Source organism: Actinokineospora iranica (assembly GCF_900101685.1).
Classification (GTDB): Bacteria; Actinomycetota; Actinomycetes; order Mycobacteriales; family Pseudonocardiaceae; genus Actinokineospora; species Actinokineospora iranica.
In genome coordinates this window covers 1-26350 of the sequence record NZ_FMZZ01000028.1, presented here as the reverse complement: position 1 = coordinate 26350, position 26350 = coordinate 1, and the positions used below count along the sequence as shown (strand labels likewise).

General features: G+C 69.2%; 24 protein-coding genes and 1 pseudogene. 17 read left to right on the top strand and 8 right to left on the bottom strand.

Going from position 1 to position 26350, the window contains the following annotated elements:
* The 5 genes from BLS56_RS31875 to vanX form a co-directional block, all read left to right on the top strand.
* A partial coding sequence (locus tag BLS56_RS31875; protein WP_175482721.1) for a hypothetical protein occupies window positions 1-434 on the top strand: 434 nt, incomplete at its 5' end.
* A 370-nt stretch (window positions 435-804) separates the two neighbouring features.
* Complete coding sequence (locus BLS56_RS30010) at window positions 805-1323, top strand: hypothetical protein (RefSeq protein WP_091457915.1); 519 nt, start codon at window positions 805-807, stop codon at window positions 1321-1323.
* A 263-nt stretch (window positions 1324-1586) separates the two neighbouring features.
* Window positions 1587-2549 carry a D-isomer specific 2-hydroxyacid dehydrogenase family protein gene (locus BLS56_RS30005; protein WP_324187546.1) on the top strand — a complete coding sequence of 321 codons (963 nt, stop codon included), beginning with the start codon at window positions 1587-1589 and terminating at the stop codon, window positions 2547-2549.
* A complete protein-coding gene (gene vanA / locus BLS56_RS30000; RefSeq protein ID WP_091457909.1) occupies window positions 2546-3574 on the top strand; it encodes a D-alanine--(R)-lactate ligase in 1029 nt (342 codons plus the stop codon). The genes BLS56_RS30005 and vanA overlap by 4 nt, the downstream gene beginning before the upstream one ends.
* Window positions 3574-4182: a D-Ala-D-Ala dipeptidase VanX gene (vanX, locus tag BLS56_RS29995; protein ID WP_091457908.1), complete on the top strand. Its 609-nt coding sequence runs from the start codon at window positions 3574-3576 to the stop codon at window positions 4180-4182. The genes vanA and vanX overlap by 1 nt, the downstream gene beginning before the upstream one ends.
* Here vanX and BLS56_RS29990 read toward each other — a convergent pair.
* Together BLS56_RS29990 and BLS56_RS29985 are read right to left on the bottom strand one after the other, a co-directional pair.
* Window positions 4158-5282, bottom strand: a complete 1125-nt coding sequence (locus BLS56_RS29990) for a sensor histidine kinase (protein ID WP_091457905.1) — start codon at window positions 5280-5282, stop codon at window positions 4158-4160. The genes vanX and BLS56_RS29990 overlap by 25 nt on opposite strands.
* Entirely contained in the window at window positions 5275-5958 is a 684-nt protein-coding gene (locus BLS56_RS29985; protein WP_091457904.1) for a response regulator transcription factor, read from the bottom strand. The genes BLS56_RS29990 and BLS56_RS29985 overlap by 8 nt, the downstream gene beginning before the upstream one ends.
* Before the next feature lie 189 nt (window positions 5959-6147).
* Here BLS56_RS29985 and BLS56_RS29980 point away from each other — a divergent pair, with 189 nt between their 5' ends.
* Complete coding sequence (locus BLS56_RS29980) at window positions 6148-6570, top strand: M15 family metallopeptidase (protein WP_228772055.1); 423 nt, start codon at window positions 6148-6150, stop codon at window positions 6568-6570.
* 63 nt (window positions 6571-6633) lie between these two features.
* Here the strand turns inward: BLS56_RS29980 and BLS56_RS29975 are convergent, their stop codons facing one another.
* A complete protein-coding gene (locus tag BLS56_RS29975) occupies window positions 6634-7086 on the bottom strand; it encodes a hypothetical protein (RefSeq protein WP_091457897.1) in 453 nt (150 codons plus the stop codon).
* A 280-nt stretch (window positions 7087-7366) separates the two neighbouring features.
* Here BLS56_RS29975 and BLS56_RS29970 point away from each other — a divergent pair, with 280 nt between their 5' ends.
* On the top strand, window positions 7367-8713 hold the full coding sequence (locus BLS56_RS29970) for a cytochrome P450 (protein ID WP_091457895.1): 1347 nt from the start codon (window positions 7367-7369) through the stop codon (window positions 8711-8713).
* Window positions 8714-8735: 22 nt separating this feature from the next.
* Here BLS56_RS29970 and BLS56_RS29965 read toward each other — a convergent pair whose 3' ends face one another.
* Together BLS56_RS29965 and BLS56_RS29960 are read right to left on the bottom strand one after the other, a co-directional pair.
* A complete protein-coding gene (locus tag BLS56_RS29965; RefSeq protein WP_091457893.1) occupies window positions 8736-9659 on the bottom strand; it encodes a DUF4436 family protein in 924 nt (307 codons plus the stop codon).
* Window positions 9660-9960: 301 nt separating this feature from the next.
* Window positions 9961-10863: a hypothetical protein gene (locus BLS56_RS29960; protein ID WP_228772054.1), complete on the bottom strand. Its 903-nt coding sequence runs from the start codon at window positions 10861-10863 to the stop codon at window positions 9961-9963.
* Window positions 10864-11102: 239 nt separating this feature from the next.
* On the opposite strand from BLS56_RS29960, the gene BLS56_RS29955 reads away from it, so the two are divergent.
* The 6 genes from BLS56_RS29955 to BLS56_RS29930 all read left to right on the top strand — a co-directional run bounded on the left by BLS56_RS29955 (window position 11103) and on the right by BLS56_RS29930 (window position 19793).
* Complete coding sequence (locus tag BLS56_RS29955; RefSeq protein WP_091457891.1) at window positions 11103-13394, top strand: HAMP domain-containing protein; 2292 nt, start codon at window positions 11103-11105, stop codon at window positions 13392-13394.
* Complete coding sequence (pgsB, locus tag BLS56_RS29950) at window positions 13391-14599, top strand: poly-gamma-glutamate synthase PgsB (RefSeq protein WP_091457888.1); 1209 nt, start codon at window positions 13391-13393, stop codon at window positions 14597-14599. Before BLS56_RS29955 ends, pgsB begins: the two co-directional genes overlap by 4 nt.
* The gene (locus BLS56_RS29945; RefSeq protein ID WP_091457887.1) at window positions 14599-15090 is read left to right on the top strand and encodes a poly-gamma-glutamate biosynthesis protein PgsC/CapC; all 492 of its coding nucleotides are present in this window, start codon (window positions 14599-14601) and stop codon (window positions 15088-15090) included. Before pgsB ends, BLS56_RS29945 begins: the two co-directional genes overlap by 1 nt.
* Before the next feature lie 11 nt (window positions 15091-15101).
* Window positions 15102-16133, top strand: coding sequence for an NlpC/P60 family protein (locus BLS56_RS29940; RefSeq protein ID WP_091457884.1), 1032 nt, complete (start codon window positions 15102-15104; stop codon window positions 16131-16133).
* 740 nt (window positions 16134-16873) lie between these two features.
* Entirely contained in the window at window positions 16874-18547 is a 1674-nt protein-coding gene (locus BLS56_RS29935) for a lipase family protein (protein WP_228772053.1), read from the top strand.
* Window positions 18548-18911: 364 nt separating this feature from the next.
* Complete coding sequence (locus BLS56_RS29930; protein WP_228772052.1) at window positions 18912-19793, top strand: poly(ethylene terephthalate) hydrolase family protein; 882 nt, start codon at window positions 18912-18914, stop codon at window positions 19791-19793.
* Window positions 19794-19814: 21 nt separating this feature from the next.
* Here BLS56_RS29930 and BLS56_RS29925 read toward each other — a convergent pair whose 3' ends face one another.
* Both BLS56_RS29925 and BLS56_RS32655 read right to left on the bottom strand, forming a co-directional pair.
* A complete protein-coding gene (locus BLS56_RS29925; RefSeq protein ID WP_228772051.1) occupies window positions 19815-21545 on the bottom strand; it encodes a fatty acyl-AMP ligase in 1731 nt (576 codons plus the stop codon).
* A gap of 1345 nt (window positions 21546-22890) precedes the next feature.
* A pseudogene (locus tag BLS56_RS32655) lies at window positions 22891-23508 on the bottom strand (NUDIX domain-containing protein); the annotation flags it as partial.
* 104 nt (window positions 23509-23612) lie between these two features.
* Here BLS56_RS32655 and BLS56_RS29915 point away from each other — a divergent pair.
* The 3 genes from BLS56_RS29915 to BLS56_RS29905 all read left to right on the top strand — a co-directional run bounded on the left by BLS56_RS29915 (window position 23613) and on the right by BLS56_RS29905 (window position 25000).
* The gene (locus BLS56_RS29915) at window positions 23613-24494 is read left to right on the top strand and encodes a helix-turn-helix domain-containing protein (RefSeq protein ID WP_228772050.1); all 882 of its coding nucleotides are present in this window, start codon (window positions 23613-23615) and stop codon (window positions 24492-24494) included.
* The gene (locus tag BLS56_RS29910; RefSeq protein ID WP_091457882.1) at window positions 24494-24688 is read left to right on the top strand and encodes a DUF397 domain-containing protein; all 195 of its coding nucleotides are present in this window, start codon (window positions 24494-24496) and stop codon (window positions 24686-24688) included. The genes BLS56_RS29915 and BLS56_RS29910 overlap by 1 nt, the downstream gene beginning before the upstream one ends.
* A 117-nt stretch (window positions 24689-24805) precedes the next feature.
* Entirely contained in the window at window positions 24806-25000 is a 195-nt protein-coding gene (locus BLS56_RS29905) for a DUF397 domain-containing protein (RefSeq protein WP_091457879.1), read from the top strand.
* A 2-nt stretch (window positions 25001-25002) separates the two neighbouring features.
* Here the strand turns inward: BLS56_RS29905 and BLS56_RS29900 are convergent, their stop codons facing one another.
* Complete coding sequence (locus BLS56_RS29900) at window positions 25003-25482, bottom strand: hypothetical protein (protein ID WP_091457877.1); 480 nt, start codon at window positions 25480-25482, stop codon at window positions 25003-25005.
* A gap of 142 nt (window positions 25483-25624) precedes the next feature.
* Between BLS56_RS29900 and BLS56_RS29895 the strand changes: the two genes are divergently transcribed.
* Window positions 25625-26143 carry a hypothetical protein gene (locus BLS56_RS29895; RefSeq protein WP_091457874.1) on the top strand — a complete coding sequence of 173 codons (519 nt, stop codon included), beginning with the start codon at window positions 25625-25627 and terminating at the stop codon, window positions 26141-26143.
* Window positions 26144-26350: the final 207 nt, after the last annotated feature.

The following is a 26350-nucleotide window of genomic DNA, read 5'->3' as shown; positions in this document are numbered from 1 at the left end:
ACACCAACACCGGTTACGGCTACCTCACCCAGATGAACGCCTACCAGGGCTGGCGCTACTCGTCCGGCACCAACGACACCGAGTGCTCGCCGTACAGCACCTGGCCGCGCCACCCGCACGCCCCGTTCAACGCGACCACGCACAACTACAGCGGCACCCCGCACACCGGCGAGCGCCACGACATCGGCCTCGCCTGGGCCGCGGGCGCGGGCGGGCAGCGGGTGTCGATCCACCGCGGGCTCGACATGGTGATCACCGTCCGGGGCGACAGCACCAACGAGGGCCACAAGCGGGTGTGGAACGCCATGCGGCCCGCGCTGGTCGCGCTCGACCCCCAGTATGCGGGCGACGAAGCCGGGTTCTGCGCCGCCTACCAGCGCAGCCAGCACGCCCCGGCGCTTCGCTTCCCCTGGTCGGCAACCGCCAGCCAGTAACCGCGACGGAGTCCGAGATCGCGTGCCCCGCCCGCGATCTCGGACTCCGGTCGGCCAGTGACCGGTCATCGGCCTCGGTCATGCTGAAGTCAGTGGCACCGGTCAGGTTCAGCCCGACCGGCGCGTGCCCGCCGCGGCCTCCGCGCCTGCCGCGCGGCGCCGCGGAAGCGATACCCTTGGCCCCTCGTAGTCCAAAGTGGACAATTGGTCGGCTGGTGCCCGCCTCGGTACCAGCGCGGTGCGACCGCCCGCGGACCGTGCGGACATGACCACGAGCACGGCTATCCACGCGAACCCGCCAACACCTAGGGTTCGGGGTGTCCTTGTCGCCGACGCTGACCGAAACCCCTGACACCGCAAGCATGGAGACATGGTCGACTATTGCTTCAAGTGGAACTTCGCGGACGGTGCCGTCGGGATACCGTTGACCGAGGCCGAAGCGCGGGCCAGGGATGTCGCGGGCGAGGAGTACACGGCGATCATGTCGCCCAGGGCTGGTGCGAAGTCGCCGACCCTGGTCACCGTGGTCTGGAAGACCGGAGTCGTCGTGGTGTCCTTCCTCGATGACCCGGGTCGAAAAGCGGTCGAGTACACGTTCATGAAGAAGACCGATGAAAGCCTCTTCCTGACCCAGGTGCATACATGGAACTACCCGAACGACCGGCGCGGGCTGCGGCTTTCCGACTGCACCTCCCACGAGACGGTGCACTACCGTGAAGACGGCTATGCGAAGCGGGTAGTGAAGAACAAGGTCGAGCGTTTTCAGGAAACCGTCGAATATAACGATGTGCGGGTTGACGCCAACTGGGAACCAATCCCCGCGTTCGGCGGCTACCGTTCACTCGCCCGATTCGAGCGCGACGAGCCGGTGGCGAACGGGAACCTGTAGGCGCGCGCGGCTAGCCCACCGCGTTGTCGTTGCCTGGCCTGCCCGCTCCGGCAGTCTGAAGTGTTCTTCCCGCAGCGCGTCCCGTCGGACTCATACCCGTAATATTACTGGCCGGTAACATACCGTCTGTGTATTGAAAAACGCATACGGTCTGGCAACGTCGGGTTGTCTTGACTGGGGGTATGACCTACAGCGAACCGGCAGGAGTGGTGGGCCGTCGTGGTCGATCGCTGGCGGCTTTGAGGGTGGGGGCCGTTTCGGTGATGGGGATCACGGTGTATGGATGTGGGCGGGACGAGGGCTTGTTGTTTCGGGAGATGGGGCCTCGTTTTGGGGTGGTGCCGACTGTTGTTGAGGCGGGGGTGTGTGGGGATAATGCTGAACTTGCCCGTGGGAACCGGTGTGTCAGCGTCGGTCACAAGTCTTATGTCGGCAAGGATGCTCTTTTCGCGCTCAGGGAAGTGGGCGTAGCGTATATCTCCACGAGAAGCATCGGGTACAACCATATCGATGTGGCATACGCGGAGAGTGTCGGTATCTCGGTGGAAAATGTAAACTACTCGCCGGACAGTGTGGCCGACTACACGGTGATGTTGATGCTGATGGCGGTGCGGAACGCGAAATCCATCATCAGTCGGGCGGATGCCCATGATTACCGGTTGAACGATGTGCGCGGGAAAGAGTTGCGTGATCTGACCGTCGGGGTGATCGGGACTGGGCGCATCGGTGCGGCCGTGATGGACCGGCTGCGGGGTTTCGGCTGCCGCATTGTGGCCTACGACAGCCGTCCCACGGCTGCCGCCGATTACGTTGCCCTCGATGACTTGCTCCACCAGAGCGATATTGTCACGCTCCATACACCGCTCAACGCGGACACGCGCCATCTCCTGAATCGGCACCGTATCGCGCGGTTGAAGCACGGCGCGTTCATTGTGAACACTGGGCGTGGTGGGCTGCTGGACACCGAGGCCCTGGTTGCGGCATTGGAAAGCGGTCGATTGGGGGGCGCGGCGCTGGATGTCCTCGAAGGGGAGGAAGGCATATTCTACGCCGACCGCAGAGGTGAGCCCATCGACAGCGAATGGTTGGTGCGGCTGCAGAGACTGCCGAATGTGCTTGTCAGCCCGCACACCGCTTACCACACTGAACACGCGTTGCGGGACACGGTCGAAAACTCGATTGTCAACTGTCGGAATTTCGTGAGCAGGAAGCAGCATTGGATATGAAAATCGGGATCATATTCGGGGGTTCTTCCGAAGAACATCCCATCTCCGTCAAATCCGCGCAAGAGGTCGCGAAGCACCTCGACACCGAGAAGTATGAACCGTTCTTCATCGGGATCACGAAGAGCGGCGTGTGGAAACTCTGCGACGGTCCTGACGCGAACTGGGAAGACGGCAACTGCCGTCCGGCTGTGCTGGCGCCGGACCGCGGCGTGCGCGGACTGCTTGTGCTGGACCAGGGGCGATACAAAACGATCGGCCTGGACCTGGTGTTGCCCGTTCTGCACGGCAAACTCGGTGAGGACGGCGCGATGCAGGGCTTGTTGGAGCTCTCCGGCATCCCCTACGTCGGCTGCGACGTCCAGAGTTCTGCTCTGTGTATGGACAAGTCCCTCGCCTACACAGTCGCGCGCGGCGCTGGAATCGCCACGCCGAATTTCTGGATCGTCTCGGGGAATGAGAGCGTCGATCCTGAGCAGCTTGCCTATCCTGTCTTCGTGAAGCCCGCGCGTTCGGGGTCGTCGTTCGGTGTCAGCAAGGTGCATCGGAAAGAAGGGCTGGCGAGCGCGGTGGCTACCGCCCGGCAGTACGACTCCAAGGTGTTGATCGAAGAAGCCGTCGTCGGCAGCGAGGTCGGGTGCGCCATATTGGGCAACGGTCCGGATCTGATCGCTGGCGAGGTGGATCAAATCGTGCTCTCTCATGGATTTTTCCGAATCCACCAGGAGAGTGCGCCGGAGAGCGGTTCCGAGAACTCGACCGCGGTCGTTCCCGCCGACATTCCGGCGGAGTCGCGCCTGCTCGTTCAGGAGACAGCGAAGAGCATCTATCGCGCCTTGGGATGCCGGGGGCTCTCACGCGTGGACATGTTCCTCAAGGAAGACGGCGAGGTGGTCCTCAACGAGGTCAACACGCTGCCGGGTATGACCTCCTACAGCCGTTACCCGAGAATGATGGCGGCGGCCGGGTTGTCGCTTTCCGACGTGATCGACCGGATGGTCGCGCTGGCATTGGCGGGGGAAGCCTGATGCAAGACGACTTTGTCTTCGTGGACGAGGTTGTGCCAGGAATCCGCTGGGACGCCAAGTACGCCACCTGGGACAACTTCACCGGCAAACCGGTGGACGGGTACCTGGCGAACCGGATCGTCGGCACGAAGGCGTTGTGCGCGGCCCTGGAGAGCGCGCAAGAGAAGGCCGCCACCCTCGGTTTCGGCTTGCTTCTCTGGGATGGCTATCGTCCGCGCCGCGCCGTGGACCGCTTCCTGCGCTGGTCGAAGCAGCCGGAGGACGGCCGGACGAAGCCGCGACACTATCCGAACATCGACCGGCCCGAGATGTTCGAGAAAGGATATGTGGCGACCGAATCGGGCCACAGTCGGGGCAGCACCGTCGACTTGACGCTTTACCACTTGGCCACCGGTGAACTCGCCGACATGGGCGGAGGCCATGACTTGATGGACCCCCTCTCGCATCATGGCGCGACCGGAATCACGCCAGGTGAAGCGCGCAACCGTGAACACCTCTGTTCCATCATGGCGGACTGCGGTTTCAGGTCATACGCCCGCGAGTGGTGGCATTACACGCTGCAAGACGAGCCTTATCCGGACACCTACTTCGACTTCCCCATCGCGTAGCGCGCGTCGGGCAGTCGCACCGTGACGCGGAGCCCCCCGCCTTGGCGGGGGGCGAGGCTGAGGGTCCCGTCGTGTGCCTGGGTGATGCTCTTGACGATCGCCAGGCCGAGGCCGACCCCCGCGTGGTCGCTGTGGATGCGGGTGGTGCCGCGCTGAAACGGCTCGGCGAGCGTGGAAACCAGCTGCGGGGTGAGCTGCTCGCCGGTGTTCTCGACAGTGAGCACCGCACCCTTCGGGTGCGCGCTGGTCGTGACCCACACGGCGCCCTGGTCAGGCAGGTTGTGGACGATCGCGTTGTGCACGAGGTTCGTCGTCATCTGCAGCAACAGCGCGTGGGAGCCGCTGGTCGGGGTGATGTCGCCCGCGGTCTCGATGGTGAGGCCGCGTTTTTCGGCCAGCGGGAGAAGAGTTTCCGCGGCCTCCTCCGCGATGAGCGACAGGTCGACGGGTTCCCGGGCGAAGGACCGTCGGTCGGCGCGGCTGAGCAGGAGCAGCGCCTCGGTGAGGTCGATGGCCCGGGAGTTGACCAAATGGAGGCGGTCGACGAGTTCCCTGGTGTCCAGGTTCGGATCGTTGCGGGCCACGTCGAGAAGGGTCTGCGTGATCGCCAGTGGGGTGCGCAGCTCATGGGAGGCGTTGGCCGCGAATCTCCGCTGTTCGGCGACGTGTGCCTCAAGCTGGGCGAGCATCGTGTCGAAGGCGTCGGCGAGTTCGCGGAACTCGTCGTTGCGGCCCTCCAGGTCGATCCGGTGGGACAGCGATCCGGCCGCGGTCAGGCGGGTCGCGCTGGTGATGCGCGTCAGGGGCGCGAGCATCCTGCCCGCGAGGACCCACCCTCCCAGCAGGCTGAACATCAGCAGGAACCCCAGCATCGCGGCAGCCTTCGGCAGGAACGCCCGCAGCAGGTCGGAGCGGTCGGGCACGACCGGCGGGCTGGGCCCCGACAGCGTGTCGAGAGGCGGTATGTAGATCGTCTCGGGCACGTAGCGCAGCAGGAACAACCACACGACCGCGAGCAGCAGGACACCGGCGACCATGAGCAGGCCCGCGTAGCTGAGGGTGAGTTTGAGGCGGACGCTCAAACCGGGTTCCCTATCCACGGTCGTCGCCCGCGCATCCGGTGTCGATGCGGTAGCCCGAGCCGGGCACCGTGGCGATGACCCAGGGCTCGCCCAGGCGTTTGCGCAGCGCCGAGACCGTGATGCGCACGGCGTTGGTGAACGGGTCGGCGTTCTCATCCCACGCCCGTTCCAGTAGCTCTTCCGCGCTGACGACACCGCCTTCCGCGCCGACGAGGACTTCGAGCACGGCGAACTGCTTCCTGGTCAGCGCGACATAGCGGCCGTCGCGGTAGACCTCGCGGCGGAACGGGTCCAGCCGCAGGCCCGCGATCTCGCGCACGGGCGGCCTGCTGTGGGCGCGCCTGCGGTCGAGCGCCCTGAGCCTGAGCACGAGTTCGCGGAGGTCGAACGGCTTGGTGAGGTAGTCGTCTGCGCCGAGCCCGAACCCGGAGGCCTTGTCGTCGAGCCGGTCGGCGGCGGTGAGCATCAGGATCGGCATCCCGCCGCCGGAAGCGACGATGCTCTTGGCGATCTCGTCACCGGAGGGCCCGGGAATGTCGCGGTCGAGGACGGCGATGTCGTAGGCGTTGACGCTGAGCATCTCCAGCGCGGTGTCGCCGTCGAGGGCGATGTCGGCCGCGATCGCTTCCAGCCGCAGCCCATCGCGGATGGCCTCGGCCATGTAGGGCTCGTCCTCGACGACCAGCACACGCATGGTCCCGATGCTACGAGCCCGCGCATATCGTCCGCCTATCGAAAACCGCAGACGTGCTGGCAACACCCCGCCGTCTTGGCTGGCGCCATGCACTACAGCCAACCAGCGCGGACAGCGGTCCGCCAGACCCGGTCGCCCGCGACACTCAGGCGCGCCCTCGGCAGGGCACATGGCGCTGTCCCTGACCCCGTGCCGGTCTTCGCCGACGAGGTTCCGGCCGTGGCCAACCTCGATCCCGGACTGCTGAAAGCTTTGCGCAGAGCCGCGACCGATGCCGCCGCCGACGGCGTGGAGATCTTCGTCAACGGTGGCTGGCGTTCCCCGGAATACCAGGAACAGCTATTCCATGACGCGGTCTCGAAGTACGGCTCGGAAGCGGAAGCCGCCCGCTGGGTGGCCACCCCGGACACCTCCGCGCACGTGTCGGGGGACGCCGTCGACATCGGGCCTGCCGCCGCCAGGGCGTGGCTGTCCGAGCACGGGGCGAGGTACGGGCTGTGCCAGATCTACCGCAACGAACCCTGGCATTACGAACTGCGCCCCGAAGCCGTCGAGGGCGGTTGCCCGCCCATGTACGCCGACCCTTCGCAGGACCCAAGGATGCGGCGGTGACCAGTGCGCGCATATCGCCGCGCCGGTGGTGCGCCACGGTCGGCGCACCACCGGACGCCGGGGTCAGAAACCGCTGTTCTCGCAGACGGACAACCACGTGGTCGGCGAGGAGGGAATCGACCTTGGCAGTTCGAGGCGGGCGAGGGTGCACCACTTCTGGTTGCCGCTGCTGTTCACCGCGGACGTGGTCTCGTGGCACGCCGTGGCGTTCTTGCAGGTGTCCTCGGAGGAGCCGACCACCGTGCCGTTCTTGCGGAGCTTGACCCGCACCTTGATGGTGGTCTTGTTGCTGCACTTGCCGATCGCCTGGGCATAGACGCGGCCGCTTTGGTAATAAGGCACGCGGGCCGTGATCGAACAGGTGAGACCCGCGGCGACTTCCACCTGCTGGGTGATCTCTTGGGCGGGCGGTGGCGGCGGTGTGCCGCCTGCCGCGGCCGCCGGGGCCGTCGCCGCCCCCGCGAACGCCATCGCCATCAGGCCGATCGTCGCGATGCGCCGGAATCTCTGCTTCATGGTTTCGTCCTCTCGTTGTCAGGTGCATTCCTGATGCGAGAAAGGTATTGGCGGCGAAATGGCGGGCGCATCCCGTTCTCGATTTAATTCCCTGGTTTACCCCGCGTGCTCGTCCTCGTGCGGGGGTAAACCGTCGTGGTACGGGGAAGTCAACCTCGCGCGGGGCGGTCCGCCGTGCGGCTGGGCCGACCGGGGAGTGAAGCTTGTTCGTGCCCGCGGGCCGTGGGAGGTTTGTGTCCAGACCCTCGAATCATGGTGAACCGTGAGACGGAGGAACCCCATGCCCCTTGCGCAGGCGCCGCCTCCCGCCACGCCCGTTGTTCGCGGGCTTCCCTTGCTGGGCAACGTGGTCGACCTCGCGCGCGACCCGGCGGGGTTCTTCGTGCGCTGCTACCGGGAGCACGGGCCGGTGTTTCGGTTCCGGGTCTTCCGCCGGGAGTATCCGGTGATCGCGGGGGTCGAGGCCGCGGTGTTCCTCAACGGCCAGGAGGGGCGCGAGTGCCTGCGGTCCAAGGAGTTCTGGCAGGGCATGGTCGACGAGTACGGCGGGACCCGCATGGTGAGCGGGGAGGACGGCGCGTCGCACCGGGAACTGCGGGACATCGTGCGGCGCGGCTACTCCCGCGAGGCGGTCAAGGGACGGCTGGGCGAACTGGTCGAGATCACCGACCGGAGCCTGGATCGCGACTGGGCTCCGGGGACCAGGGTGCGGGTGGTCGGGGCGATGCAGCGGTTGGTCACCGACCAGTTGGGCACTTTGCTGACCGGACAGGCGCCACTGGAGTACGTGGACGACATCCGGACCGCGACCCGGCACATCCTGAACGTGCTGGTGACCCGGCAGCGGCCGCGGATCATGCTGCTGGACCCCCGGTACAAGCGGGCCAAGGCGCGGATGGTCGAACTCGCCGGGAAGATGATCGCCGAGGACGACATCCGCGGCCCCGCCTACCTGGTGCGCGATGTGCTGGCCGCGCATCGCGCCGACCCCGCGGTGCTGCCCGCCGCCGACCTGGTGCTGAGCCTCACCGGGCCCTACGTGGCCGGTCTGGACACGGTCGCCAACACCCTCGCCAGCGCCGTGTACGCGGTGCTCAAGCACCCGGACCTGCTGAGCAGGGTGCGGCGGGAGGTGGACGCCGTGTTCGCCGACCGGGGCGCCGACCTCGACGACGGGGACCTCAAGCGGCTGCCGGTCGTCCGCGGCGTGGTCATGGAGGCCATGCGGCTCTACCCGATCGCCGTCGCGCAGATGCGGACCGCCACCCGGGACTTCGAGTTCGCGGGCCACCGCATCCGGGCGGGCGAGACGGTGTACCTCGGGACGAGCGTGCCGCACTTCCAGGCCAGGTACTTCCCGGACCCGGACCGGTTCGACCCGGACCGCTACGGCAAGGCGCGCGCCGAGCACCTGCGGCCGGGCGCGTACAGCCCCTACGGGCGCGGCCCGCACACCTGCCTCGGCAAGAGCCTCGCCGACGTGCAGATGGTGGTCACCGCGGCCCGGTTGTTCCACCGGCTCGATCTGCGCCTCGACCACCCCGGCTACACCTTGGCCACCAGGTCCGCGCCCACCCCCGGGCCCGCGATGAGCTTCGGGGTCCGGGTCGCCGGTCACCGGTGCTGAGCCCACCGGCTCCCGGCGGCGGTCAGGGGCGGGTGCGGCGCTGGGGCGGACCGCTGTCGGCGCGGTTTCGGTCCGCGGCGGCGAGGTGGATCGGCTCGGTGCGGGCGGTGTGGTTCATGCCCGCTGGTGGCGGGGTGGGCTGGGGAGCCGAGGGACGGGGGTGCGCGTCCGGTCTGGGTGCCGGGTTCTCGCCTGCCGGTGGGCGGGGGATGGGCTCCGGCTCGGGTCGGGCGGCGGCCTCGGTGCGGCGCTCCTGGATGAAGCCGGTGATGACCGTGGTGATCAGCGAGGCCGAGATGAGGGTCTCGACCAGGAAGAAGGCGCAGAAGTCGACCACCGACCCGATCGGCGGGCCGCCGGGGAGGGCGTTGCGCAGCGGCACGAGAGCGAACAGCAGCGCCGCCATGAAGCTCATCGACGGCCACAGCAGGCCCTTGCGCCCGCCGACGACGAACCAGGCGGCGACGACGGCGGCCACCGCCAAGCCCCACATGAAGACCATGACGAACAGGGCGAAGGCGAACGTGGCCGTGGACCGCGCGACCTCGGTGGCGAGCACGGTGACGCCCGCTTCCGGGGTGCTCGCGCTCTTGGTCAGCTGGAAGAAGCTGTCGGCGTTGATCGTGGTGAGCTGGCCTGCCTCGTCGGCGAGTTGGCCGGTCGGCTCGATTTGGTACTGCGCCGAGACCTCCCGGGTGGCCGCGTCGATGCGCTGCACGTTCAGGGTGTTGTCCACGCGGGTGGCCGCGGCGGTCGGACCCGCTTCCAGGGTGTTCCGCGGCTTGCCGCGTTCGGCGAGGTACAGGAAAAGGCTGCCCGCGCCGAGCGCGGCGACGGCGAGGATGGCTCCCGCGGCCTTAGTCCAGGCGGGTAGCCGCCGCTGCCTGCCGGATTGGTCGGAAAACAGGTGATAGGGACGTTCGCACGCGGCATTGGACCATCGCATTCGGGGCGGTCCGGTTGTTCTCGGGCAGTCCCGGCCGACCGGCGGGAGCGTCCAGCCACCTGGCTGCCGGTCGGGACCCGGCGCGTCGGATGGTTGCGCTGTGTAGCGCGATTCAGCGGCGGGGCGGGGAATCTCTCACGCTGCGGGGTGTCAGTGCGGAGCCGCACTGTCCGGTGTGGATCGAAATCGGCGTGCGCGTTGGTTCCCAGGCTTCCCGCCGGGTGGTGGAACTCGCAGCCGACCGACTGGAATGGGTGGACGCGGGCCGGGAAATTGGTGGGATGTTCGCCGTGGGCGTGGATTAACGCGTCACGGCCAGGGCGGTGACGACGGCCGCGCGTTTCTCACGGGAATCGCGGACGGTGCGGCTCATTTCCACATGGAGGAACAGGGCGTCGGCTTCCGCGGCCAGGATGCCCTGCTTGTTCCGGGTGCCTTCGAGCTTGCCGCAGGCCGTTTTCCACGGCCTGCAGACCGTCAGGCCCGCGTCGGAGAGCCGGTCCGCGGCCGCCTTCGCGGTGGGGCCGGGGTTGTCCGTGCCGGTGGAGAGCACGACGTCGGTGTCGGGGAGGCTGTCGTCGTCGAAGCCGTGCAGCTGGATCTGCGCGACACCGCGGTTGGCCTGGTCGACGGCCACCGCGTGGAACATCGAGTCGGTGCGGTGGGCCACGTCGCCCGCGCCGTTGCCGACCGCGCGGTGGGTGCCCGAGATGGCCAGCAGCGCACCGGGGGCGGCCCGCCAGAGGGCGAGTCCGACTTCCTCGGTGCGCAGGTCGTAGTTGGGGTGGGGCACCTCGACCAGGACACGGACGGGATGGTCGAGGTCGACCACGTACAGGCCCCAGGCGCGTTCGCCGCCGGGTTCGTCCATGGCCATGGCGTAGCTGCGGCCGGTGGCGGAGTCGGTGGCGAAGGTCACCGTGAAGCCGACTTCGGCCAGGTCCGCGACGGCTGTGGCCGGGGACGCGCCGCGCAGCGCGGCGAGGCCGTCGACCAGGGTGCGGCGCTCGGCGGGGCTGGGCGGACGGTAGGCGCCATCGGGGGACAGGCTCGCGGCGTAGGCGGTGACCGTGTCGTGCAGGTCGGCTCCGGGGGTGATCGCGCGCCGGGTTTCGGTTTCGCGGCCGAACAGGATGAACGCGGTCGCGATGCCGGTGGCGGCCACTAACAGCAGGAGGCCGCGCTTTCGAGGCAAGGACGTCACCGGGCCAGACGATAGCCGACCCTTCCGGGTGAATAGGTGACGCCGTGTTCTAGGATTTCGGTCGGCTGTTGCGGCAAGATCGCCCCGTTCGGGGAGCGTGACCCCACCTAGATGTTGCTCATGTTACTGAGCGTCGATGTTGTGGAGATACGGTGACCAGGAGTGTCCGGGGGAAATCCGGGTCGGGGAAAACGCTTGAGGAACAGTTGCCGGAAAGTGGCTTTCCGGCCGGTGTCCGGGTGCCCGCCACCGCGGTCCTGGTGTTGCTGGTCCTCCTCGCCGGGGTCTGCGCGCTGCTACTGAGCGTGCGCGAAACCGACACCGCGGTCGCGGAGTCGCAGCGGGAACTGGTGACCGCCGCCGGGCAGTCGCTCGGCGCGTCGATCAGCCAGAACGCGGGCGACCTGCGGGTGGCCGCCGCAGCGGCGAAGTCCGGCGACCTGCTCGCCCGGCTGGGCAAGGTGCGCAAATGGCGCGGCGCCGCCGTGCTCGACGCGAAGACACGCAAGCTCATCGCCTCGACCGGCGAGCAGGTGCCGCTGGAGGTGCTGCCGCCGGTCATCACCGACACGGCCGTCGGACCGGTTCCCAGCCGCGACGGGACGTTGCGGATCGTGACCGCCGTGGCGCTGCCCGACGGCAGGCTGCTGGCCGCGGTGAGCGCCACGTCGCTGTCGGACGCCGTGATCAGCGGCGGGCAGGCGCTGCTGCTCACCACGGCGGGCGGACAGATCCTCGACGCGCACGGGGCGGTTCCCGCGCCGGACGACCAGGCGACCGCGGCGTTGGTCGCCAGGGCAGCCAAGGCAGGTGCCGCGGGGGAGTCGGGCGTGCTCGACGGCCCGGCGCGGGACTCCGCGCCGGACCGGCCGGTGGTCGCCTACGCCCCGGTCGCCGCGGCGGGACTCGGCCCGGTCGGGCTCGCCGCGGTCGGCGTGCTGCGCGTCCCGGCGCACCCCGCGGGCGGGGACGGCGGCGGCGCGCTGCCCGCCGTGGTGCTTCTCGCGGTGGCGGTCGGCGGGTTCCTGCTGGTCCGGGGCACGGTGGTGACGCCGGTGCTGCGGCTGCGCGCGGACGCCCTCGCCGTCGCCGGTGGCGACCTGGACCACGCCGTCCGGTTCCCGCGCGCCCGGGAGCCGCGCCGGATCGCCGCCGCGATCGAGCACTGCGCGCGGACGATCCGGGCCGCGGCCTCCGCGCCGCGCGCGCGGGCGGGCGACGACTGGCACGGGGTGGACCGGGCGGCGCGCACGTACCGGCTGAAGGCGGCCGCCCATGGCGGGGGCACGGCGGTGTCATCGCCCGTGGACAAGTCAGCGGGCAAGTCGGCGGGCAGCTCAGCGGCGGACAAGTCGGCGGGCAAGTCGGTGGGCAAGTCGCCAGTGGGCAAGTCGGTGGCGGACCGTGAGCCGGAGGCGGACGTCCGTGCGCGGGGTGGCCGCCTGGCCTGGCGCGGGCTGTCGGTCGGGGTGGCGGTCGGGGTCGCGGCCGTGGGGATTCTCGGGTGGTCGGCCGGTGTGGTGGTCACCATCGCCGACCGGGAGGCCGCAGCGCCCGATTCGGTGGTGTCCAGCTTGCGCAACCAGACGGCGGGCGCCGGTGACGCGGTGCAGCGCAGCCTGAACGACGGGCTGGCCGACCTCAGGGCGGTCGTCACGCTCACCGACCCGGATACGCTGGCGGCGGCGCTGGACCTGCTGCGCGCGACCCAGCCGCGCTATCGCAGCGTCTACGTCGTGGACGACAAGGGGCAGGTCGGAACGTATACGGGTCGGCCGCCGCTGCGCGCGCAGGCGCCGCCGCCCGCGGACAGCGGGGTGCGGCAGGACGCCGACCACGGGCGGGTCGCGGTGCTGTACGCGCATGTCCCGCTGCCCGGCGGCGGCGCGGCGATCGGGGAGTTCGACCTGGACCGGATCACCGACCTGCTCGGCCGCGGGCCGGGCACGGTGCGGCTGCTCGACTCCGGGTCGCGCACGCTGGCCGCGACCGGCGGGTACGTCGCCTTCGCCGAGGTCACCGACGGGCACCTGCGCCGCGGTGTGGCCGACGCGGCGGCAGGGGACCCGGTGGCGCGCGTCGAAGAGGGCACGGTGGTGGTGGCCGCCGCGCTGCGCAAGGGCGCGGTCGGCGAGCTTGGCTGGTCGGTGCTCGCGGAGAAGCCGGTGGGGGACCTCGCGCTCGCCGACAACACCGTGCGGCGGCTCGCGCTGTTCGTCGCCCTCGTCGGGGTGCTGCTCGCGGTGCTGCTGTTCGGGTGGCACCACTTCGTCGTCGTCCGGCCGCTGCGCGCCCTCGCCGACCAGGCCGACCGGCTCGCGGCGGGGGACACCGCGGGCGTGCTCTACCCGCAGCGGCACGACGAGATCGGCACCGTCACTTCCTGCCTGGAGATCTGCCGCCAGGGCGTGGTGGACGGCGCGGGCAGGCTCGGCGAGGTCCGCAGGCCGACCGGCTCGGCGACCGAGGTGACCGTCCTGATGGCCCCGGTCGACCCGCCGACCGAACGGGTGCGGGTGCGGCTGCGATGACGTTCCTCTACTGCGTGCTGGTGTTCAGCTGCGTCTGCCTGCTCGTGGGCGGCGTGATCGAGCAGCGCAGGCATTACGCGAACCTCGCCCGCATCGAGCATCGGGTGCTGGTCAACGGAATCCGCGGCAAGAGTTCGATCACGCGGCTGTGCGCGGGCGCGCTGCGCGGCGGCGGGCTGGTGACCGTGGCCAAGACGACCGGCACCGCCGCCCGGTTCATCCACCCGGACGCCAGCGAGGAGCCGGTGTACCGCAAGTTCGGCATCGCCAACGTGGTCGAGCAGATCGGCATCGTCCGCAAGGCCGCGGCGTACCGGCCGGACGTGCTGGTCATCGAGTGCATGGCCGTGCTGCCCGAACTCCAGGAGATCAACCAGCGCAAGCTGGTGCGCTCCACCATCGGCGTGCTGTGCAACGTGCGCGAGGACCACCTGGCCGAGATGGGGCCGACCCTGGACGACGTCGCGCGCTCGCTGAGCCGGTCCATGCCGGTGGGCGGGGTGTGCGTCACCGCGGAGCGGGAGCGGCTGGACATCCTCGAACAAGAGGCAGCCGCCCGCGACTGCGAGCTGATCGCGGTGTCGCCGGAGTCGGTGTCGGACGCGGAGATGGCCCGCTTCGGCTGGATCACCTTCAAGGAGAACGTGGCGATCGCGCTCAAGGTGGCCGAACTGCTCGGCGTCAACCGCGCGGCCGCGCTCGCCGGGATGTGGGAGGCGCCGCCCGACCCCGGCGTCCTCGCCGTCAAGACCTACCGGCCCGACGGCGCGCTGCTGCGCGTGGCGAACGTGTTCGCGGCCAACGACCCGGAGTCCACTCTGATGAACATCGAGCAACTGCTCTCCCACGGCGCGATAGCCCGGCCGCTGCACGTGGTGATCAACTGTCGGCCGGACCGGGTCGAGCGCAACGCCCAGATGGGCGCCCTGGTCGCCGAACTCGACCCCGCCCGGGTCGTGCTGATCGGCGAGCCGACCCGCAGCGCGCGCCAGGCGATCCCGCAGCGGTGGCACTCGGTCGTGACCGATCTCGGCGGCGGGCGCGCCCCGGCCGAGCTGGTCGAGGGGATCGTCGCCGGTGTCGACGGGCAGGCCTCGGTCGTGGCCATCGGCAACATTCACGGCCAGGGCGAACTCCTGTTGGCGGAGCTCGACAAGCTGCCCTCGGCCAAGCCGGTCGACCTGCCGCGGCGGCGGAGCGCCTGATGGGAACCGGAATCGGCGGCGAGCTGCTGCCCCAGGTCGCCACGCTCGGCCTCGCGATCGGCCTGGTGTTCTCGCTGCTGTGCTACCTGACCACGAACCTGTCCCCCGGCGGCATGATCACCCCCGGCTGGCTGGCGCTGACCCTGGTCGAGGACTACGCCAAGGCCGGGATCGTGGTCGGGATGACGGCGCTGACCTTCGGCGCGGTCCTCCTGTTGCAGCGTTTCGTGATCCTCTACGGCAAGCGCCAGTTCGCGGCCGTGGTGTTGACCGGGGTCGTGCTGCAGACGACGATGATCGTGGTGATCCAGCAGGACTACCCGGTGCTGTTCGCCCACCAGGCGCTCGGGTTCGTCGTCCCCGGGCTGATCGCCTACCAGCTGGTCCGGCAGCCGAGGGTGGCGACGCTGGTGGCCACCAGCACGGTCAGCTTCGCCTGCTACGGCGTGATCGTCAGCGGTGTGCTCGTCGGCCTCGTGCCGACGACGTGAGGAGGAGACCGATGCAGGCGATCAGGATCGCCCGCGGCGCGGCCTTCGCGGTGACCTTCAGCCTGGCCGCCTGGGGCGTGCTGCACTTCGCCACGCACGTGGGCAGGACCGTCGCCAGCCCGGCCGCGCCCGCGGCGATCGTCGTGGACGACCGCGCGCTCGCCCCGGACAGCGGCGCGCTGACCTACGAGCGGCTGACCGAGCCGGACCGCACGGTGGTCCGGACGGTGGCGGGCGCGGTGGTCGCCACGTTCACCGACGGGGCGCGGACCGCGGTGGTCACCGGGCCGCGGCGTGTCTTCGCCGAGCCCGAGTTCACCGCCGCCCAGGTCAGCACGACGGCGTGGGTGCGGCTGCTGCCCGGCCCGTGGCACGCGGGCGACGAGCGCGCCGAGTGGTTCGGCCCCTGGCTGGTCGAGGCGCGCGACCCGGCCAAGCCCGACATCTTCGCCATCGCGACCGAGTACCAGCACGGCGCGCCCGTCGAACGCGACCCGCGCGGGGTGCGCTTCCGCGGCGACGCCGCCTTCGGGCCGGTCGCGCCGTCCGGGACGGGCAGGCTGGAGCAGTCCGACTTCATCGACTACCTCGGCGTCAGCTGGAAGTTCGGCGACGGGGTGACCCGCAAGCCGAAACCGCGCCACTACGGGGCCACCGACTGCTCCGGGTTCATCCGCCTGGTCTTCGGCTACCGCTCCGGCTACCCGCTGCTCTCCGGCAACACCCCCGGTCCCGGCCTGCCGCGGCGGGCCTACGCCATCGCCGAGTTCGGCCCGGGCGTCGCGCTGGTCCCCGACACCGGGGCCAGGGTGACCGACTACGCCGCCCTGCAACCCGGCGACCTGCTGTTCTTCCACTTGGAGGGCGACGAGCAGATCGACCACGTCGCCCTCTACCTCGGCATCGACACCGCCGGGCGGCACCGGTTCATGTCCAGCCGGGAACGCGCCAACGGGCCCACCATGGGCGACCTCGGCGGCACCTCGCTGCTGGACGACAACGGCAACTACTCGCGCTCCTGGCGGGCAGCGCGGCGGGTATGACCACTGTGGACAGTCGGGCTCGCTGGAGGCGCTCGGCGGCGCGTCCTGGTCATCGCGGCGGGCCATTCTGGCCAAGCTCGGCGTGCCCAACCGGGTCCGGGCCGCCATGCTCGCCCAGCGGGCCGGGCTGACCGACCCGGAGTAGCGAATCAGCCAATCGGCTGACCAGGGCAGGCCAGTAGACCGATGCGCCGCCGGGTGGGCGGGTGATTACCTTGCCGGGTGCGTGGATCGGCTGTCCGCGCACCGAATGGCGCCGCCGGACCTCGTCCCCACCCCGACGAGACCGGCGGCGCCTCGGCGTCGGTCGCCGCGGGCGCGTGTTCCGGCGAATAACCGGGCGCACGATGGGGCGCAGGTGCCGTCCGTTGGGGCAGAGGGCAGCCGACCGGCTCCCGGCGGCGGCGGGCTGTGGTCCGCTGGGGCGCGGTAATCGACACCACCGGAAATGCCACGGGAGGCGGATCGCCGATGACGGGCACCGTTTACGAAGCGAATCTGAAAGCGCGGCGAGAGCGGTAAGTCTCTCCGACCGCCGCACTCCGATTCCGCGTCCCGGGACCGGGTGCGGCGGTCTTTCCTGGGCCGGTCTTTGTCACCTTCGCCACGAAGGGCCGGTGCGCGGACACAAGTTTCACTCATGTCCGTACTGCTGCCTTGACCAGGTCAAACGGGCTTCCTACCGTTCCCCGGTAGTCGGCCACTGTCGGATGCGGCCGTCCTGGGAACAGGGGTCAGCCGTGTCGAGAGTTCGTGGGCGTGCGCTCGGTGTGCTGCTTGCCGCGGCCGCCGTGGTGGGCGGGGTCGTGGTGGGGGTCGGCTCGCCGGTGGCTGGGGCGGTCGAGGCGCCGGGGACGGTGGTGAGCACGACGCCGTTGGCGGCTGGGGAGCTTCCGGGCGGCGCGGCCAGCGGCTACCAGGTGCTTTACGCGTCCACGGGGGTCGGTGGGGCGTCGACCACGGTGAGCGGGTTGGTCTACCTGCCCGAGGGCGCCGCGCCCGCCGGTGGGTGGCCGGTGCTGTCGTGGGCGCATGGCACGACTGGTCTCGGGGACTCCTGCGCGCCGACCGTGACCGGGTCGAACCGGCTGGCGTACCTGACGGGGTGGCTGGACGCGGGGTACGCGGTGGTGGCGACCGACTACGCGGGGCTGGGGACGCCGGGCGGGCACCCGTACCTCGACGGCCGGGTCGCGGCCTACGGCGTGATCGACATCGTGCGGGCGGCGCGGGCGGTCACCGCGGAACTGTCGCCGCACTGGTTCGCGGTGGGGCAGTCGCAGGGCGGGCACGCGGCGATGTTCACCGCGCACGTCGCGGGCCGGTACGCGCCGGAGCTGGACTTCCGGGGCGCGGTCGCGCACGGTGTGCCGTCGAACCTGAGCTACTTCGTCTCGCTGATCGGGCCGACGTTCCCGCCGTCGCTGGTGGGTCTGGGCACGAAGACGCTGATCGCCTACATCCTCGCCGGGCTGGAGATCGCCCGGCCCGACTTCGACCTGGCCTCCTACCTCACCCCGCTCGGCAAGTCGGTCGTCGCCGACGCGCACACCCTGTGCGGCGTGCAGCTGGCCGCGCGGGTGTCGGACGTGAACCTCGCCGACATGTTCACCAAGGACCTCGGCGACCCGTTCCGGCAGGCCTGGGGCGCGGTGTTCGACGTCCCGGTCACCGGCTACGACCGGCCGCTGCTGATCGCCCAGGGCGACAGCGACGCCGTCGTGCCGCCGTCGCTGACCAGCAGGCTGGTGGGCGATCTCGCCGCGAACAGCCAGCCGCACACCTACAAGACCTATCCCAGCGACCACACCGGCACCCCGGACGCCGCGCTGCCCGACGCCCTCGTGTTCGCCGAGGGGCTCTTCGATGGCGTCACCCCGGCCCCTGACACCACCCCGCCCACGGGGGTGACGGCCGCCGCCGACCGCGCGCCCGACTCCGGGGGCTGGTTCACCAAGCCGTTCACCGCCACCTGGTCCGGCACGGACCCCAGCGGCATCGCCGAGTGCACCACGGCCGCGTACTCCGGCCCGGACACCGCCACCGGGTCGCTCAGCGGCTCGTGCACCGACAAAGCGGGCAACGTCAGCGCCCCGGTGCCGTTCGCGTTCCGCTACGACGCCACCGCGCCATCGGCGAAGGTCACCGCGCCCGCGGGCCTGATCCGCTCTGGGACTCAGGTCGGCGGCACGGCGGCGGACGCCGTGTCCGGCGTGGCCGCGGTGACCGTGACGGCGGTCAACTACTTCACCGGCCGGCGCACCACCCACGTGGCGACCTGCGCGACCGACTGCGCGACCTGGCGCGTGTCGACCAGCGGCCTGCACGGCTTCTACACCCTCACCGCGACCCCGCGCGACGCCGCGGGCAACACCGGACCGGCCAGTCCCGGGGCGTTCACGATCATCCTGTGACCGCCCCGGGGACGCGGGCTGGTGCTTCGCTGGCTACTTCTTGCGGTTGGTGGAGTAGTACTTGGTGAGCTTGTCGGTGGCCCCGGCAGGCTCGGGGCCCTTGCCCCCGGCGCCGGGAGCACTTCCGCACACTCTCTTTCGGACGATTTTCGGATCTCGGTGGCCGGGGGTCGGCTGGGAAGTTGTCACTAATCAAAGAAATGATAGGGGTGATGGAACGGTTTCCGGGGGTGTCGGAAATGATCTTTCCCGGTCCGCCAAGATATCTGTCACAATGGTTCCGCCGCAAACTCTGTTCCAGGTCACAAGGGCGTGCCCGGGTTGGCCAGGGCATTCTGTCAAGCACCATTGAAAGGAGACCCCTGTGCGAATCCGTCGCATTTCCCAGGCGTTCGCGGTCGCGGGCGTCGTCACGCTCGCGGTCGTGGGCCACACCGTGGTCGACTCGTCGGCCTTCGCCGAGTCGGCCGCCACCTCGACCGCGTCCGCCTGTCCGTCGGTCGGTCAGAACTGGTCGGCTGACGGGCCGTTCGCGGTGACGGAGGAGGCCAGCGGCGTCGGGCACACCGTCTTCCGGCCCACCGACCTCGGCGGCCAGGGCTGCGGCAAGCACCCGGTGGTCTTGTGGGGCAACGGCACCGGCGCGACCCCGAAGGCCTACGCTGGCCTGCTGCGGCACCTGGCCTCGCATGGCTTCATCGTGGCGGCGGCGGACACCAAGAGCGCGGGCAACGGCACCGCCATGCTCGCCGGACTGGACTACCTGACCAGCGAGAACGGGAAGGCGGGCAGTGCCTACGCGGGCAAGGTCGACCTCGACAAGGTCGGCGTGACCGGCCACTCGCAGGGCGGCGGCGGCGCGATCGTCGCGGGCGCGGACCCGAGGATCGACACCACCGTGCCCATCCAGCCCGGACCGCAGGGCAGCATCGCCAAGCTCACCACCCCGATGTTCATCCTCGGCGGCCAATTCGACTTCATCGTCGTCCCGGCGCTGCTGGTGATCCCCCGCTACACCAGCGCGGGCCACATTCCGGCGATTTACGCGGAACTGCGGGGCAAGGGCCATTTCGAGCCCGTGGGCGACGGCGGCAAGTTCCGCGGTCCGATCACCGCCTGGCTCCGGTACCAGCTGATGGGCGACGAGCAGGCCAAGGGCGAGTTCTTCGGCCCGAAGTGCGGCAACTGCTCGTCGCCATTCCTGTGGTCGGATTTCCGGCGCAACGCCAAGGCCGCGCAGATCTGAGCGCGGCCCTGACCCGCTCGGTCAATTCATGAGGTAGCGGTCCCGGCAGGTGGAGCGGGCGATCTTGCCGCTGGAGGTGCGCGGCAGGGTGTCCGGCTCCACCAGCCGGACCTCGTGCAGGGCGATGCCGTGGCGGCGGGCGACCGCAGCCCGCACCGCCGCGGCCAGTTCGGCGAGGTCGACCGAGTCGGCCGGGACCGACCTGGTCCGCTCGGCGAGCACGACGACGCGCTCGCCGTCGGGCGAGGGCACCGAGAAGGCGACGGTGTTGCGCGGGCGGATCGCGGCGTGCGCCCGCTCCACGGTCTGCTCGATGTCCTGCGGGTAGTGGTTGCCGCCGTCGACGATGATCAGGTCCTTGATCCGCCCGGTGACGAACAGCGCGCCGTCGTGGCACGCGCCGAGGTCGCCGGTGCGCAGCCAGGTGTCGGCCGCGAGGCTGTCCCCGGAGACAGTGTCCCCGGTTGGGTCGGCGAGCACAGCGCCGAAGGTCGCCGCCGACTCCTCTGGCCGGTTCCAGTAGCCCAAGCCAACGTTGGGGCCGGTCACCCAGATCTCGCCGACCGCGCCCGGCGGCAGCTCCCTGCGGGTCTTCGGGTCCACGATCGCCACGGTCTGGCCCATCGGCTGGCCGCAGGAGACCAGCTCGATCGCGGTCGCCGAGCCTGGGGGCGCCTCGGCCAGCGTGCCCTCGGCCAGCTTCTCCCGGTCGAACGACCACGCCTTGGGCGCGGTGCCCGCCACCGTGGTCGACACCGCGACGGTGCCCTCGGCGAGGCCGTAGGAGGGCCGGTGCGCCTGCGGCCGCAGCCCGCAGACGGCGAACGCGTCGCGGAACCGGGCGATCGCCGCGGCCTGTAGCGGCTCGCTGCCGTCGACCATCGCGTGCACCGTCTCCAGCCGCAGCCGCGCCTTGTCCGCGTCGGCGACGCGGGCGCCGCAGTAGGCGTAGGCGAAGTTGGGCGCTGCGGTCACCGCGCGCGGGTTGGCCGAAAGCGCCTTCACCCAGCGCACGGGCCGCTCCAGGAACGCCAGCGGCTGCATGAACACCGAGCGGATGCCCGCGACCACCGGCACCGCGACCGACAGCACCAGGCCCAGGTCGTGGAACAGCGGCAGCCATCCCACGGTGACCGTGCTGCCGCGTTCCATCTCGTACGCCGTGGTGCACTGGCGCGCGTTGGCGACCACGTTGCCGTGGGTGATCATGACGCCGCGGGCGGACCCGGTTGACCCGGAGGTGTACTGCAGGTACGCCACATCCTCGGCGCGGAGCGGGACCTGCTCGCCGCGCTCTCCGGTTTCCGTCGGCAGGGCGGCGATCTCGGTCGGGGGCAGTCCCCGGTCGGTGAGGAAGTCGCGCACCTGCTGGTCGCTGTCGTGGTCGACCAGCACCAGCGGCGGTCGGCAGTCGGCGAGCACCGCGGCCAACCGGTCGGCGTGGCCGGGCAGGCCGGGGGCGAACAGCGGGACGGCGACGGCGCCCGCGCTCAGCACGCCGAGGAACGCCACGACGTAGTCCAGGGTCTGGTCCATCAGGATCGCCACCGGTTCCCCGGTGCTCACCTGCGCCTGGGTCCAGGCCGCGACGGCGGCCACCCGCGCGTCGAGTTCGCCCCAGGTCAGGGAGAACTGCTCGCCAGCGGGGTTGGCGCGGTAGTCGAGAAAGGACACCGCCACCCCGTGCGGGTCGAGCGTGGCCCACGCCGCGAGTTGACCGGGCAGCGTGGTATCCGTGAGGACATTCCGCACGTGAACTCCTTCGTTTCCGGCGTCGCTGCCGGAACGGCCGAAACCTGCGATTTATTACCGATGGCCGATGGTAGACCACAGTTTCAGAAACTGTTGAGTACACCATAGGGGTGCAGGTTGCCTCTTGGCAACGGGAAGGATTTGGCAATATTTTGTCATCATTTTCTAAATTGCCGCGATTTTTTTTGGGCCCAGCGGTGTCCGTGTCCGTCGGCCACGGTGTCCGTCGACCCAGCCACAGGTCTCCTACCAGCGAAAACCAGTGGCTTTCCGGGCATTCGCGGTCGTCTGCGCGGGGTTTCGCCCGGCCGGGGGTTCGCCGAACGGCGGGGGCGCGAGCAGCCTGCGCGCGACTTTCGGGCAAAGGGGGCGATCCCGTCTCGCCGGTCGTCCGCACCCGGCTTGTCGGCTTTTTTAGATGTGGCTGAGCAATTTTTGAATGTCTGGATGCCGTGGTCCGCCGCGAAATTTGGCCATTGACACTCGGTCGAGAATGTATTTACGCTCCCGCTCCACAGGTTGCGGTCACGATTGGCGCGCCTGGTCGCCGAAGCTGTCGATTCCCAAGGAGACCCCCATGATGACTGTGCTCGCCGCCGCGTATGACGACGACGTCGTGACCAGCCTGCTCGCGTGCCTGGCGCACACGCTCGGCTGGCTTATCTGACCTCGCTCCTGGGTGGGCCGGTCTGGGCCCGGATCGACCCACCCCGGTGGAAACGCCGACCGAGCGAACAGACCGGGCAGGTCTGTGTTGTCGCGCGCCTGGCTTCCGGAGATCATTCCGGTGAGCGGCGTCCGCTGCTCGTCGCGAAAGCCTGGTCACCGGGAGGCCGTGAACGGATGGCCCCAGGGCTTCCTGCGGATCGTCGCGGCCGGGGGCCGGGCGGCACGGTGCCTGTCGACCGCACGGCAGGCTTCTACCAGTGGAAACCGGTTGCCCTCCAGGCCTTCGCGGGCGTCTGCCGAGGGTCCAGTCCGGCCGGGAGTTCGTCGAACGGCGGGGTCGCGAGCAGCGGCTGAATAATCCGCGACCACCTGGGCGTCGCGTCCGCCGCGCGGAAATCGGCCATTGACGCTCGGTCGAGAAGGTCCTTGCGCTCCTGGTCCGCAGGCCGCGGCCACGATGTCGCGCCTGATTGCCAAGAGCAGTTGGCACTCTGGATGTGTCCCTTGCTTGCGGCGCCGCCGCCGACAAGGCCAACGGGCGTCGACGCCGCCCACCGCCGCCGGGTAGGGGACCGGCAGGCCGGTCGATGCGGACGCCGTGCTCGCGTGACGCGGTCACGCCGTGGCGGGCCGCCTCGGCCGCCACGGCGAGCGGCGGGGTGGTCTTGGTTCGCGCCTGCTCGATCGTGTGGAATCCGGCGGTGCGGCTCTCGCCGTCGCCGAACGCGAGACCGGTCGGGCCGGTCTCGCCCAGCACGCCGCCGCCGAAGGCGAACCGCACATCCTCGGGCCTGGAGCCCTGCGGGAGCACGTGGTCGACCACCAGAAGCCGCCCCAGCGGCCGGTCCAGGCCCGACTCCTCGACCAGTTCCCGCCACGCGGTCGCCCACGGCGACTCACCGGCATCGACCGCGCCCCCGGGATCGTTCAGTTCGGCGTGCAAGGCGGTTCCACCAGCAGCACCCGGTCGTCCCGACCCCCGGCAGCCATCCGTGGCGGGCGGTTGTCCACCTTGGACTGTCTGTGGCTGATAGTGTGCGCTTTGCCGCAGGTCGGGGCGATTTTCGGTCGTGCTCCGGGAAGTGGTGCGGGAGTTTTTCTCCGATACGTTCCAGCATAGGTTACCCGAACCCGGCTCTCGCTTTTTCTTGCAGAGGTGGAAAAAGGCGGGATAGTGACGTTCCGTGGTGGCGCTTCGGCGCCGTGGGGGTGGGCCGGGGTCGGTCAATCCGCTGGTCGGGTGGCTCCGGCAGGCGACACGCGGGGCAGGGCATGACGAGACTTCCCAATCCATTCCGGGCTAGAGTAATGGCCAGTCAGCATTTGTCTTTCATGTCAGGCGCGGTGAGTCTTCCATTCTGGATGCAGGACTTGCGTCGGGGAAAGGTGGGGTGAAGGGTGTCTCAAGAGGGCGCGACGGGGTCGACGGTGGCACGCCGCCAACTGGGCCGCTACCTGCGGAATCTGCGCGGTCAGGCGCGGTTCTCGGTGCGGGCGGCGGCTGCGGAGTTCGAGTGGTCCGAGACCAAGATGTGGCGGATAGAGTCCGGCCTGACGTCCATGCGGAGCAACGACGTCAAGATGATGTGCCAGTTCTACGGTGCTTCCATGGAGACCACTGCCGGTCTCATGGCGTTGGCCAAGGAGACCAGGGCAAACGGTTGGTGGATGAGCTACACCGACGCCATCCCCGAGCACCTTGACATCTACATTGGTCTCGAAGACGCGGCGGTCAACTCGGAGGGCTACTGGCCAGAGTTGGTGCCGGGGCTGTTCCAGACCGAGCGCTATGCCCGCGCTTTGCTTGAAAGGGAGATCGGCCTCACCCCAGAGCAAGTTGAGCGCAGGGTGCAGCTTCGTATGGCCAGGCAAGCGCTGGTATCTCGGATAGCGTACCCACTTTGGGTGAAGATTGTGCTCAATGAGGCTGTTTTGCATCGCCCGATCGGGGGAACCGAGGTGATGGTCGAACAACTTCGGCACCTTGTTGTGATGAGTCAGCGGAACAACGTGACACTGCGCGTGATGCCGTTCTCGGCTGGATTTCACCACGGTGTCATGTCTGGTCCGTTCATCAAGTTGGAGTTTCCAACCACGGCAAACGGCTCCCCCTCCGAGCCCACCACCGTCTACGTGGAGGGCTTCACTGGGGCGCTCTTCCTGGAGCAGTCGCACGAGATCGAGCGTTACAGTGTGGCGTTCGCGGGCATCTGGGAAGCCTCGATGAGCGAGGTGGAGTCCGTGAACTACATCGCCAAGGTGGCAAGGGAGATGCAGTGATGAGCAGCGACAGGCTGGCCGACGCCCAGTGGTTCAAGAGCAGTCGGAGCAACGGCGCAGGTGAGTGTGTTGAGGTGGCGTTCCTGGGTGATGGCGAGATCGCGACCCGGGACAGCAAGGTCGGCGGCACTGAGTCGGTGCTGCTCTTCGGCACCCGCCAGTGGGACGCCTTCGTGCGCAACCTGAACGCCTGACAACACCAGACTTCACCCCCAAGCAGCCCGCCCGCACCCGGTGCGCGCGGGCTGCTTGACGAACGCGCCCGAGATCACCATCGTGGATGGCACCCCGCACGCAAAGGAGACGCCACGATGACCAACGACAGGCTGTCCGACGCCCGGTGGTTCAAGAGCACCCGGAGCAACGGCGTCGGTGAGTGTGTTGAGGTGGCGTTCCTGGGTGATGGCGAGATCGCGACTCGGGACAGCAAGGTGGGTGGCACCGAGTCGGTGCTGCTCTTCGGCACCCGTCAGTGGGACGCCTTCGTGCGCGGCCTGAACGCCTGACTTCACCCCGAGCAGACCCCCGCACCGCTGAGCGGGGTGCACGCGGAAATCCGGTAGGTCGGGAGAGAGTCGGCAAGCCACCCCGGGTCGAAGGACAGGCCGGTCTGCCGCTCCATCGCCGCGAGGCTCGCGGAACACAGGTGCTTTAGCGGGAACTCGTCGTCCCCCCCACCCACCCACCCATGCAGCAGTCGTTCGCCCCAGCAGACAGCCCGATGAACGTCGGATCGAAGCGCCCCGTGATCTGTCCGTCCGTGGCCCGCAAGAGTCGGTGCCCGTTCACGCTCCACCGAGAAGAACAAGTCGGTCGGGCTGGATAGCGTACGGGCGACCTCGGGGCCGTTGCCCACCCAGCCGTTGGGCTCGATGGCCACCAGATGCTCGCCGTGCGCCTTGAGTTGGACAAGGCCGTAGTCGTCCAGGTGTTCGGTCCGCTCGTCGTCGGTCTGCTCGAACGTCAGCCCGCCGATCTCCTGATCCATTTGGTGGCTCGGGTTTATCGGCCTGCGTGGTAGCCGACGTCGACATACACCGCTAGTGTCCATCGCTGCACTTAAGGTGACCGGAACGCCACTCGCCGAACTTGGCGGACATGGGCCGGTGCCAGCAAGGTGAGGGGCCTCGATGGCGACACAGAGTAAGAGCGGCTTGCTGCTACCGCTGGGCGTGATCGTGGCCGCAGTCGCGGTGTTCGGCGGTGGCGAGGTCGTGGACACGGTGACCGGACTGTTCGCCGGGGTCAGTGGCGGGACAGAGATCATCGGGGAGGGCGACACGGCGTTCATGGTCGCAGGCACCGCCAAACCCGAAGTCGACGAATGTGACTATCGGCAGATGATCGAGCGGCGAAAATGCAGGATCCCGGTACTGGTGATCGATGCGGCGAAAATGCCTTATATAGCCAGGAATGTCAAACTTGCCTGGTCGGACGAAGGTAAATCGGGTGTGCTGCACCGGGAAGCGGACGTGCGGAAACAGCGGGCGAACAGGAGGGCCGCCTGTACAAAAGAGGTCAAGGTGGCTCTTTTTGGCAGTTGTGACGAGTACGCAGTGCGCCACGAGGCGTCATTTTACCGAGTGGAGGTGGAAGACCTTCACCCATTTTCTGTCGTAGCAGAGAATGTGAAGCTGGCGGCAGTCTGAGCCTGGGAACGCAGGTGAGGACGGGAAGCAGCCGCGACAAAGCCGGGGCGGGTCAGTACTGCCAGATGGCCTGGTGCCCGGCAAGCGAGACGGAAAGGTGTACGAGAGAAACCAGCGATGGTAAAGCTCCGTAATCGTCGCACCGGCTCAAATCTGGTGGATATGGGCCGGGTTGTGGTGCACGGAACAGTCATCAGCGTAGGGCTG